Raw genomic sequence first — 10788 nt, forward strand, 5'->3', positions numbered from 1 at the left:
ACGAGTAAGACGATAATTCCGCATCGAAAGGAGACTGACGGTAATGAGTGAACAACAAACAGCTGTCCAAGAACAAGCAGCTCCAGCTAAAACAGTGCTATTCGAAATCCAACGGCAAGATACACCTGAATCTGCGCCATATATGGAATCGTTCGAAGTTCCTTATAAAGCGAATATGAATGTCATTTCTGCATTGATGGAGATTCGACGAAACCCGGTGAACGCTAAAGGTGAAAAGACTACGCCAATTAACTGGGACATGAACTGTCTGGAAGAAGTTTGTGGAGCGTGTTCTATGGTCATCAACGGACGTCCACGCCAGTCGTGTACTGCGTTGGTGGATCAGTTAACGCAGCCTATTAAATTAGAGCCTATGCGTACATTCCCGGTTGTTCGTGACTTGGTTGTCGATCGTGAAGGCATGTTCGATTCTCTTAAGAAAATTAAAGCTTGGATTCCGATTGATGGTACGTATGATCTTGGAGAAGGTCCACGTATGCCTGAGCGTAAGCGTCAGTGGGCTTATGAGCTTTCTAAGTGTATGACTTGTGGTGTTTGTCTAGAAGCGTGTCCGAATGTGAATGACCAAACGAATTTCATGGGTCCTTTTGCGATCTCACAAGTCCGTTTGTTCAATACGCATCCAACTGGTGCACAAAACAAGGATGAGCGTTTGTCTGCATTGATGACTGATGGCGGTCTTGGTGAGTGCGGTAACTCTCAGAACTGTGTAGTGGCTTGTCCAAAGGGAATTCCTTTGACGACTTCTATTGCAGCGATGAACCGTGCAACGACTGTTCAAATGTTTAAGAACTTCTTCGGAAGTGACCATATGGTAGACTGATGTCTACTTGAAGAGTGTCCGGAAAGTCAGCGAGAGCTGATTTTCTGGGCTTTTTTTGTTGGAATGGGGATTACTACGGTGTTGATTTCCGCTATAGGTGGATGCTTTCCGAGGGGCTCGATCTCAGCCTCCTCGGCGCTACGCTTCTGCGGGGTCTTCAATCTTCGCTGATCCCTTCGGAGTCACCACCTGCCGCTGCAATCAACGAATTGGAGTAGGGGACGACTTCTACTTTCATCATAAAACTACTTCAAGTAACAGTTCTTTCTCTCTGAATTGATAGAAGAATTGTAGATAACATAAATCATAAAGAGTTATCCAATAGAGGGAATCACTACTTATTATCTAAATTGTTTGATATAATATAGGAATGAATGGTCATTCACTTTATGAATTGGGGGAGAATAGAATGAAGCAGAGTTACATAAAGGATTTTGAGGAGTGGGAAGAGGGGTTTCGGTTTTCGGCGCCGATGCGGGTCCGATTTTCGGAGACGGATATGTTTGGACATTTGAATAATACGGTGACGTTTGCGTATTTTGAACAGGCTCGGATTGATTATTTGAAGGAGCTAGGGTTGATGAATGATTGGCTGGATCCGGAGGGAGAGCGCATTCCGGTTGTGGCGGATTTGCAATGTGATTACAGGAAGCAAGTGTTCTTTGATGAATCGATAGATGTGTATGTAAAAGCGGATTCGATTGGAAAGAGTTCTGTCGATATTCATTATATGGCGAAAAATGCAAAGGGTGAAGTTGTGTTTACTGGACGAGGTGCAATGGTTCAAATCTCGAAAAAGACTGGCACGGGTGTTGCGTGGACAGAAGAAGAAAAAGAATTGTTCTACACAAGAACTAGGAATTAAGCCGGCACAGCCTTTCTCTATTTGGAATACTGTAAAGGGAAACCGAATAGGAGGGGCGCGTCTTGATGGAGGAGTTAAACAACCGATCTGTTCTCACGGGTAGGGAACGTGAAATATTTACATTGCTCATAGCTGATCATACTACGAAAGAAATTGCGGCAAAGCTTGGAATCAGTGAAAAAACTGTCCGCAATCACATTTCAAATACAATTCAAAAGCTTGGCGTTTCTGGTCGAGCACAAGCGATGATAGAGTTGCTTAGACTCGGCGAGCTCAGTTTGAATTAGTATCTGTAAGCAATTAGAAAGGTTGCGGAGGTTTCTGCAACCTTTTTTCTTTGTTATTAATTTTTACTGGATTTGGTTATGCGGAAGGATCGCCAAGAATTTTAAGAAAGAGCTGGGAGAAAATCACTACATGATTCCTATGCAAATATAGTTGTGAAGGAAGTATAATGAGAATATAATGACTGAGTGTATATGTAATTGTAGATTCTTTAAAATGTGACAATCCCGTGGAGCCAGGACTCTTAAGTGGAGACTTGGAAAATTTGTGAATTAGTTATGTATTGCTTTTTAGATGATTTAAGAGGAAAATAATAAACAAACTCATGATTTGGAGCTGGTATCATTGACGAAAAAAGTCACAGCGAATCTTGAAGAAATTCATCACATGGAAAAAGATTTGCGTTACATTGCAGCAATCATTAAGCAACAAGGGCGCCAGATATTAAGTAATTATACAGTTACACCTCCTCAATTCATCGCGCTTCAATGGTTGTTTGAACATGGAGATATGACAATCGGTGATCTGTCTAACAAAATGTATTTAGCATTCAGTACGACAACCGATTTAGTCGATAGAATGGAAAAAAACGAATTGGTTAAACGAGTACGAGACGAAAAAGATCGTCGGGTCGTTAGAATCCATTTATTAGCAGAAGGAGAGCGCGTTATTGAAGAAGTAATCGATAAACGCCGTGAATATTTACAAGATGTCTTAAAAGATTTTAACGAGAAAGAATTGTCAACGTTTACTGAGTTACTATCAAAATTACACGTGGAAATGAGCACAGAATAACATGAAAGAATTATCGGATTTACCAATCGGCATCATCGACTCAGGAGTGGGTGGACTAACGGTGATGGACGAGCTCCTGAAACGGATGCCGAACGAACAATTTCTATACATAGGAGATGACGCCCGCTGCCCGTATGGGAACCGGTCTCCACAAGAAGTCGCAAAATTCACTTTTGAGTTAATCAGTGCACTTAACGACTTTGGCGTTAAAATGGTAGTTATTGCTTGCAACACGGCGACTGCTTTTGCACTGGAACACGTTAGGCCCTTGTTTGACTTCCCAATTATTGGTGTAATTGAACCTGGAGCACGAACAGCGGTTGAAAAATCAGTGACGAATCAGATTGTTGTTCTTGGGACTAGTGGAACTGTGAAGAGTCAGGCATACGACCAAGCTATATTGACATTGGCCCCTGATGCCTCGGTTCGTGGACTCGCATGTCCTGAATTTGTTCCCATTGTGGAGCGTGGCGTATACAAGTTGGAGGAAGCGGATCGAGTTGTCGAACAGACGCTTGCACAATTGGCTGACGAGACATTCGATGCAGTGATTCTAGGCTGTACCCATTTTCCATTGTTGTCGCATTTCATCCGCAAGCATTTGCCTATAGGAACTGAGCTCATTACGTCAGGCTCTGCGACTGCAGATACGACCATTCGTATTTTGGATGAATTGCAACTAAACCGAGAGTCATTAACTGAGCCCCAGTCTATATTCTATACGACAGGAAACCCTGCTCACTTTGAATTAATCGTTAAGGATTGGTTACATATAGCGAATCCGGTTGTGGAGAAGCTAGTTCTTTGAAGTGTTTTTAGACATTATTGAGGGTTGCTTATTAGATTCCAACTATTAAACTTACTAACCCGGCAAGCTGGTTGCCGGGTTTTTGCGCGGGTTTGAATGGTTATGATAAGATGGATGGATGAAAAGAAAGAGGGAATATACTTATGAGACATGATGGACGAACTGTTGACGCACTAAGAGCTGTGCAGATTGAAAAAGATTATTTACTTCATCCTGAAGGATCAGTCTTGATCACGGTTGGGAATACAAAAGTGATTTGTACTGCATCCGTTGAAGATCGGGTACCCCCATTTTTACGTGGAAGCGGAAAAGGCTGGGTTACTGCAGAATATTCAATGCTTCCTAGAGCTACAGGACAGCGTACACAACGCGAAGCAACGAAGGGTAAAATCGGTGGACGTACGATGGAAATCCAACGTCTGATTGGAAGAGCGCTACGGGCAGTCATTGACCTAGAAGCACTCGGTGAGCGTACAATTTGGATCGACTGTGACGTCATCCAAGCTGATGGCGGAACGCGTACAGCGTCGATTACAGGCGCGTTTGTTGCGATGGCACTAGCGACTGCAGGCATTGTGGAGCAAAAGAAACTACCTAAATTCCCAATTACCCAATATTTAGCGGCAACGAGTGTCGGGAAGTCAGAACAAGACGAACTCATCCTCGATTTGGATTACATCGAAGATTCATCAGCAGCAGTAGACATGAACGTTGTCATGACGAGCAAAGGTGAGTTTGTCGAGTTACAAGGTACAGGAGAAGAGTCTACATTTACGCGCAAAGAAATGAATGGACTGCTGGATCTTGCTGAAAACGGCATCCAGCAATTGATCGACCTACAAAAACAAGCTCTCGGAACGATTTGTGACATGATCGAGTCAAAAGAGGAGGCTGCACAATGAAACAAATTTTAGTCGCAACGAACAATAAAGGAAAAGTGAAAGACTTTGAAGAGTTGTTTAAGCCCCATGGCATCCAAGTGATCTCATTGAAAGATTTGGATGAGCCGATCGAGGTGGAGGAAACAGGAACGACTTTCGAAGAGAATGCAATCCTGAAAGCAGAGGAAACTGCGAAGATTCTAGGTAAATGGGTCATTTCTGATGACAGCGGTCTTGAGATTGATGCTTTAAACGGCGAACCAGGTGTCTACTCGGCCCGTTACGCGGGTGAACCGAAGGACGATGAGGCCAATATCGACAAAGCGTTAAATGGCCTTAAAGACGTTGCTGAAGGCTCTAGAGATGCACGATTCCGTTGCGTGTTAGCTATCGCAGGACCTGGAATCGAAACACAAACGTTTTCTGGAAGTTGTGATGGGTCAATTCTATTTGAACGTCATGGAGAAAACGGATTTGGGTACGATCCGATTTTCTACGTGCCTTCAGAGGGAAAAGCGATGGCAGAGTTGACTCCAGCTGAAAAAGCGGCGATTTCTCACCGTGGCGTAGCGATGCGTAAATTTGAAACAGAACTTCCGAATCTAATTGGCGAGGCGGGGATGAACGCATGAAACTAATCGTAATGAGCGATTCCCATGGTGATCAGGAAACGATCCAAGCGATTCGCAACCGGGAAACCGATGCAGACGCATTTTTCCACTGTGGTGATAGTGAATTGGCGGTTGAAGCGGACATTCTGCAAGACATGGAAATCGTTCAGGGCAACTGCGACTGGAACTCAACATTTCCTGAATCAGTAGTTGCTGAAGTGGGCACTCAAAAAGTTTTGATGGTCCACGGTCACCAACATGGCGTGAAACAATCCCTCATGCAGTTAAAATACGCTGCAGAGCAAGTGAATGCCACCATCGTCCTTTTCGGACACTCACACCTTTATGGTGCAGAACTAGAGGATGGCGTGCTCTACGTGAATCCAGGGAGTACATTACTTCCTAGAGACGGACGAGTGGCGACGTACGCTGTCATTGAACAAGACGATTCGCTCAAAGTGACATTCCGCAGTCCGGACAATGGGGAAGCGGTAGAAAAAGCTATTTTCACAACAAATTAAAAACCTATTGACTTCTATTCATTTGTTGCATATAATAAAACCTGTCGTTCAAATCATTTATGTATTTGACGCAGTTGTCTCAGTAGCTCAGCCGGATAGAGCAATGCCCTTCTAAGGCATCGGTCGGGGGTTCGAATCCCTCCTGGGACGTAATGTAAAATGAAAACGTCGGATCTGTTTATGGATAACAGATTCGGTGTTTTTTTGCGTTTAAAAAAAGAGCTGTGTATGACACAACTCCAGAAGTATTCAGATTAATAATCGAGTTGGTGATGCACAGGCGGCGATTATTCTGATTCATTTTCTATCAGTTCGACTAATTTATCTTCGACAAAAGCAGGAGCACGGAACAATCATGAATGTTTAAACAAACATGAAAGTTTCATGCACAGGCACCTATGTATTAAGTCTAGCGGACTGAACGATTATTTTCCAAGCGTTCATCGCACCGATCGGGTAAGAACTTGGGGATTTCCATAGTGCGAGCTCTTTGATTCTACAACTTTTATTCAAAGGGTAACGAGGAACTTATAGTCTAGTACATGAAGTTAGATGGAGCGCGGAGTGCAGGGAAACTTGCATGCTCCGTGTTGAGCAGGGGAAAAGCCGCAGATAATCTCAAACGCTTACCTATTGCTGACGATTATAGAATAGATCACCTATTGAACTCCTAATGTACTCAAATTTTTAAATCAAAACCGATAGAAACAGTAGATGACGACTGTTTCTATCGGTTTTTTAGTATGCTGTACATTACTCTGATCGTTCAGAAATCACAGTCATAATCTCTACTGTCCAAGGAAAAACCAAAGATTTTAAATCCTTTTCACGCCCAGGCGTGTTATATAGAAGTATGGAGGTTGGATCATGTATGAGGATGACGCGGTGTTGATCAGCGCGATACAGCAGGGGGATGAGGACGCGATGGCGCAGCTGGTGCGGCGTTATTATGATGAGATTTTCCGTTATATTTACCGTCTCGGGAGTCCGTACGAAGAAGCGAAGGATCTCACGCAGGAGACGTTTGTCGCGATGCTGCAGGCATTGCCTGCTTACCAAGAGCAAGGGACATTCAAAGCGTGGCTGTACAGGATTGCGCGGAATCGGGCGATGAATTACGTCACAAGGACGAGGCATCCGGTCGAATTCACGGACGAGCATGCCTCTATGCATCAGGAGTCGGAACTGGAGCAACAGTTCTCCAATCGCTCCGAAGTGCAGGAGCTTCTCGGGTCCCTTCCTGAGAAACAACGAAATGCGCTGATTTTGAAGTTTTACCATGGTTTTACGGCTAAAGAGATTGCAGCCATCACACAGACGACTTTGCCGTCTGTGAAATCAAGACTGTTCCAAGGGCTGCAGAAATTGCGGAAACGAGCGAAGGGGGTTATGGAGTGAAACAAGGTACACGTGAAGATGAGCAACTGCGCCGCTGGCTGCACGACGACGTTCCGCCTGTCATTCAGGAACAGGACAGGGAAAGGACCATTGACTACTTGAAGTCGTACATGCCTGTCCCGCGAGAAAATACGGCAGCCGTCATGAAGCAACTGGTCCGGCAATCATTCAAGGATCTTTGGAGGCATTTCGCTGTCCAGCTGGGCCTCCTGGTGATTGCGTTGATGGGGGCCGTTACTTTCATTCCCGGCACCAAGGAGCAATGGCTCTTATTCATTCTGTCCGCGCCCGCTCCCGTATTAGTAGCAGGGTGGCATCTCGTTCATACACAGACCAAGGATATGGCGGGGTTAGAACAAACGTTCGTATTCTCGTTCCAGCAGGTCCTGTTCTCCAAATTGGTGGCCATCTGTCTGGGGAGCCTGGTCCTATACAGCGGGTCCTTATTGTACACGGCGTCCATTCAGAAAGCGGGACTCTTCCTGCTGTCGTCCCATATTGCGGTAACAGGGATCACACCGATTCTGCTGTTCTGTGTCATTCTGCTGGCGATCAGCACGAAGTACCGGCATCCGTTGTCGTGGACAGTGATAATGCTGGTGTGGGTCTCGTTCCTCTTACTTTCCATTTACACGCCGATCGGCTCATGGCTGCTGTCGGTCCATACCCTGGTTTTCTTAGCGGTCAATATAGGATTGGCTGTTGTCTTCATACGACAGCTGACCAAACTTTGGAGAATGGAGCGATTACCAGATGGGATTCAGTAAACTAGCGTGGATGGAAGGAAAAAAATTATTCTCACAGCGTGAGCTCTATATCGCTCTTTTCCTATGCACCGTTCTATATGTAATGAGCCTGGATGTTTTGATCGATTCTACACAACCTGTCGTATTCTGGCAAGAGATGGCCACCGTCATGCCCTACATCGGTTATATGCTCATTGCGGTAATCGTAGTCGTCGGTGTTTCCCGGTGCATGCCTTTTGAACGGGAACAGGAGATGGAGGAATTGTTGGTCACATACAAGGGAGGGCGTGTGCAGTTGCTGGCCGTGAAACAATTCTTCCTCTTCCTCTTTTGTGTATTGATCGTATTGATTTACTACGGAATTGCGAGTCTCGTTCTGCTTGCCTACGCTTCCCCGACAGGGCTGTTTGCACAAATGGGTGAGAGTGCCCCCAATTATGTCAATCCGAATCCCGACTGGATTTTTGCAAAGCTTATGCTATTGGAGGGTGTATACATGGTATTGGCGAGTTATATCTTTGCGCTGTTCGTCTTTCTCCTTTCGTTATTCATCAAACGCAGTGTGTTCATCATGCTGACGGCCGGCGGGATTTTTGCGTTAGGGGAGCTGTGTGAAAAATATATCTTTTACTATATTCAAACCATGCCCGGCATCGATTACTTAGTGTATGGTTACACATATGGATTGAACGGTATTATGAGCTTTGAATATTTAGAAGGGCATGTCCCATTATCAAATACAGAGGTCTTACTCTTGTTCCTCTGCCTGGCTGCAGGCTTGTTTACCTTGAATCTTCTACTAGGGAGGCGTCGGATCCGTGTTGCCCTGGGAAATTAAAAAAATACTTCGGAACAACTGGGGGCTCCCAGCAGTCCTCGCCGTATTTGGATTTTGGAGTGTGATGATCTATTTTGCTGCACAAAAAAGTCCGGCACAGGTCTTGGCAACAGCTAACTCGTTCTGGCATGTCCTCGGCACACTGTCGATCGGCTTCCTGATTCTTGCGATGACTGCAAAGATATTCATCCTGGACAAAGAAGAGGGAGTAAAGGAAGTCATTCTCACAGCCCGGCATGGGAGAACGAAAGTCTTTCTGACACGGCTGGGAGCTGCCGGCCTCTGTGCACTATTCATGGTTCTCCTATTGACAGCGATTCAGCTAGCAGGGGCTGCTTTGGCAGTCTCACCTGGAGAATTCACCGAAGTCGTAAGGAGCTGTGCAGCCAGCCTGCCGTACGTACTGGCGGGCAGTGTCCTGTTCTCGATCTTTGCCGCATGTGTGTGTGCCATCTTCCAGTCCCACACGAGTACCGTGATCCTCTGCGGCTTATTGTACGGCCTGACCTTTTTGCTGAGAGGAAAACTGTTAACGGACTTCTCCATAGAATGGTTTTTGGAAAAAGGATTTTTTTCTTATGCGATACGGTCAAATGAAATTACTGACGAACCCCAACTGCTGCAACTGGTGATCTGGTATATGATCCTGATCGCCGGCACTGTACTGTTGACGAGAAAACTGCAAGGGAGGAGACATGAACTGTGACTCTGAAACTAGAAAAAGTGAGCCATCGATATAAAGACCAGGAGGCGTTGAAATCGATTGACTGCGAATTATCTCCGGGAATCTACGGATTGCTCGGGCCGAACGGAGCAGGCAAATCGACGCTTCTGCGTATCCTCGTGGACGTCCTCGTACCGACAAACGGACGGGTCCTTTACAACAATCGTGCCATCACAGCACTCGGCGCCTCGTATCGGGAACAGCTCGGATACTTGCCGCAAGAGTTCCATGGCTACAGTCAGTTCACAGCTGAAGAGTTTTTGAAGTACGTGGCAAACCTGAAAGGGCTCGATGCCAAAACAGCCCGAGTGCGTGTGAAACACGTCTTGGCATTGGTCGGTCTGACGAGCGCAAGCCGAAAAAAACTGAAAGGCTATTCAGGCGGGATGAGACGGAGAGTCGGAATCGCGCAAGCCCTGTTGAACAACCCGAAAGTCCTCATCCTGGACGAGCCGACAGCCGGTCTGGATCCAAGCGAACGGATCAGGCTACGGGGAATCCTGTCCCAGTTGGCGCAGGATACAATCATCATCCTCTCGACGCACATCGTGTCGGATATCGAATACGTGGCCGATGAAGTGCTCCTGTTAAAAGAAGGGCAGCTCATCGAAAAAGCGTCCCCTCGTGAGCTGCTGGCCAAGTTGGACCGTCAAGTATGGACGGTGCAAGTACAGCATGACGAACTGTCAACGTACACAACGTCCTACCCGATCTCCAACCTGCAGCTGCAAGAGGAATACGTGGACATCCGCATAGTTTCACAAGCGAAGCCCCATGATGCCGCTCAACCGACAAAACCGAGGATGGAAGATTTGTACGTGTATTATTTTGGGAGTGGGGATACGAGCAGTAGTTGATAAATTAAGTATGAAAAGACATTCTGTCACTATCCAGTCTAAATCGCTTTTGCGGCGGGAGAAGGGTGGGGCTGGATGTCTTTTTATGTAGGGAAAGCGGTGATCTTTTCTTCTGAAAATAATAGACAGCTGAAATTTCAAACTAATTTGGAAACAATATGTGATGCAGGGTAGAATATTCTATAATGGGGAGACGTGTGTTGTTCTGTAAACGGGGGCGCGCGACAAGTTCTGTGATAAATGCCTTCGGCATGAAAACACAGGGAATTTATAATACAAATTTCAACTTTACAACAGAAGATAGGAATGAGGAAACCATGTATTCCGAAACTATCTCACCGATACTCCTGCGTGCGTTATGAGTGACAGTTCATAGGGTTCGAAGCTCAGGTAGAGTCGGCAGAAAGAAGGCTAGAGCCATTCTTTAGAAAAGGTATGCCAACTGATATGCCGGGTGGCTGAAAAACTAGATAGGGTGAGAATGTTCCAGTCTAAAGGAACTGACAAATTTCTGAAGGTACGGGTCTACAGTTTGAACATAGTGAAAGCTATGGCCCATCCAACGATGGGGTGAGTGGTGTTAAGTAAAAGTGCCCCCTCTGAAATACGCTATAC

At 45.7% G+C, this 10788-nt stretch carries 13 protein-coding genes and 1 tRNA gene; all 14 read left to right on the forward strand.

From position 1 onward, the window contains the following. Positions 1–43 precede the first annotated feature (43 nt). The 14 genes from sdhB to DVB69_RS13135 all read left to right on the forward strand — a co-directional run bounded on the left by sdhB (position 44) and on the right by DVB69_RS13135 (position 10173). Positions 44–844, forward strand: coding sequence for a succinate dehydrogenase iron-sulfur subunit (gene sdhB / locus DVB69_RS13070; RefSeq protein ID WP_116019537.1), 801 nt, complete (start codon positions 44–46; stop codon positions 842–844). 409 nt (positions 845–1253) lie between these two features. After that, positions 1254–1709, forward strand: a complete 456-nt coding sequence (locus DVB69_RS13075; protein WP_116019538.1) for an acyl-CoA thioesterase — start codon at positions 1254–1256, stop codon at positions 1707–1709. A 65-nt stretch (positions 1710–1774) separates the two neighbouring features. Continuing rightward, a complete protein-coding gene (locus tag DVB69_RS13080) occupies positions 1775–1996 on the forward strand; it encodes a helix-turn-helix domain-containing protein (RefSeq protein WP_116019539.1) in 222 nt (73 codons plus the stop codon). Between the two features lie 385 nt (positions 1997–2381). Then, positions 2382–2789 carry a MarR family winged helix-turn-helix transcriptional regulator gene (locus tag DVB69_RS13085; RefSeq protein WP_116019568.1) on the forward strand — a complete coding sequence of 136 codons (408 nt, stop codon included), beginning with the start codon at positions 2382–2384 and terminating at the stop codon, positions 2787–2789. A gap of 1 nt (position 2790) precedes the next feature. Beyond that, positions 2791–3597: a glutamate racemase gene (gene murI, locus DVB69_RS13090; RefSeq protein ID WP_116019540.1), complete on the forward strand. Its 807-nt coding sequence runs from the start codon at positions 2791–2793 to the stop codon at positions 3595–3597. Between the two features lie 143 nt (positions 3598–3740). Further along, positions 3741–4499, forward strand: a complete 759-nt coding sequence (rph, locus tag DVB69_RS13095) for a ribonuclease PH (RefSeq protein ID WP_116019541.1) — start codon at positions 3741–3743, stop codon at positions 4497–4499. Then, positions 4496–5110 (forward strand): XTP/dITP diphosphatase, encoded by a 615-nt coding sequence (locus tag DVB69_RS13100; RefSeq protein WP_116019542.1) that lies wholly within the window; start codon positions 4496–4498, stop codon positions 5108–5110. The genes rph and DVB69_RS13100 overlap by 4 nt, the downstream gene beginning before the upstream one ends. Next, positions 5107–5610 (forward strand): metallophosphoesterase, encoded by a 504-nt coding sequence (locus DVB69_RS13105; RefSeq protein WP_116019543.1) that lies wholly within the window; start codon positions 5107–5109, stop codon positions 5608–5610. The genes DVB69_RS13100 and DVB69_RS13105 overlap by 4 nt, the downstream gene beginning before the upstream one ends. Positions 5611–5686: 76 nt before the next feature. Beyond that, positions 5687–5760, forward strand: a tRNA-Arg gene (locus DVB69_RS13110). Positions 5761–6477: 717 nt separating this feature from the next. Further along, positions 6478–7008: an RNA polymerase sigma factor gene (locus DVB69_RS13115; protein WP_116019544.1), complete on the forward strand. Its 531-nt coding sequence runs from the start codon at positions 6478–6480 to the stop codon at positions 7006–7008. Beyond that, positions 7005–7775 carry a hypothetical protein gene (locus tag DVB69_RS13120; protein ID WP_116019545.1) on the forward strand — a complete coding sequence of 257 codons (771 nt, stop codon included), beginning with the start codon at positions 7005–7007 and terminating at the stop codon, positions 7773–7775. The genes DVB69_RS13115 and DVB69_RS13120 overlap by 4 nt, the downstream gene beginning before the upstream one ends. Next, positions 7762–8592 carry a hypothetical protein gene (locus DVB69_RS13125; RefSeq protein WP_116019546.1) on the forward strand — a complete coding sequence of 277 codons (831 nt, stop codon included), beginning with the start codon at positions 7762–7764 and terminating at the stop codon, positions 8590–8592. The genes DVB69_RS13120 and DVB69_RS13125 overlap by 14 nt, the downstream gene beginning before the upstream one ends. Beyond that, a complete protein-coding gene (locus tag DVB69_RS13130) occupies positions 8573–9298 on the forward strand; it encodes a hypothetical protein (RefSeq protein ID WP_116019547.1) in 726 nt (241 codons plus the stop codon). Before DVB69_RS13125 ends, DVB69_RS13130 begins: the two co-directional genes overlap by 20 nt. Further along, complete coding sequence (locus DVB69_RS13135; protein ID WP_116019548.1) at positions 9295–10173, forward strand: ABC transporter ATP-binding protein; 879 nt, start codon at positions 9295–9297, stop codon at positions 10171–10173. Before DVB69_RS13130 ends, DVB69_RS13135 begins: the two co-directional genes overlap by 4 nt. The last annotated feature ends 615 nt before the right edge of the window (positions 10174–10788 follow it).

This window comes from Sporosarcina sp. BI001-red, from assembly GCF_003384035.1.
GTDB lineage: Bacteria > Bacillota > Bacilli > Bacillales_A > Planococcaceae > Sporosarcina.

Excerpts from the sequence above, each read along its gene's own strand:
- sdhB (WP_116019537.1), top strand. The coding sequence starts at position 44 with ATGAGTGAACAACAAACAGCTGTCCAAGAACAAGCAGCTCCAGCTAAA.
- DVB69_RS13075 (WP_116019538.1), top strand. The coding sequence starts at position 1,254 with ATGAAGCAGAGTTACATAAAGGATTTTGAGGAGTGGGAAGAGGGGTTT.
- DVB69_RS13080 (WP_116019539.1), top strand. The coding sequence starts at position 1,775 with ATGGAGGAGTTAAACAACCGATCTGTTCTCACGGGTAGGGAACGTGAA.
- DVB69_RS13085 (WP_116019568.1), top strand. The coding sequence starts at position 2,382 with ATGGAAAAAGATTTGCGTTACATTGCAGCAATCATTAAGCAACAAGGG.
- murI (WP_116019540.1), top strand. The coding sequence starts at position 2,791 with ATGAAAGAATTATCGGATTTACCAATCGGCATCATCGACTCAGGAGTG.
- rph (WP_116019541.1), top strand. The coding sequence starts at position 3,741 with ATGAGACATGATGGACGAACTGTTGACGCACTAAGAGCTGTGCAGATT.
- DVB69_RS13100 (WP_116019542.1), top strand. The coding sequence starts at position 4,496 with ATGAAACAAATTTTAGTCGCAACGAACAATAAAGGAAAAGTGAAAGAC.
- DVB69_RS13105 (WP_116019543.1), top strand. The coding sequence starts at position 5,107 with ATGAAACTAATCGTAATGAGCGATTCCCATGGTGATCAGGAAACGATC.
- DVB69_RS13115 (WP_116019544.1), top strand. The coding sequence starts at position 6,478 with ATGTATGAGGATGACGCGGTGTTGATCAGCGCGATACAGCAGGGGGAT.
- DVB69_RS13125 (WP_116019546.1), top strand. The coding sequence starts at position 7,762 with ATGGGATTCAGTAAACTAGCGTGGATGGAAGGAAAAAAATTATTCTCA.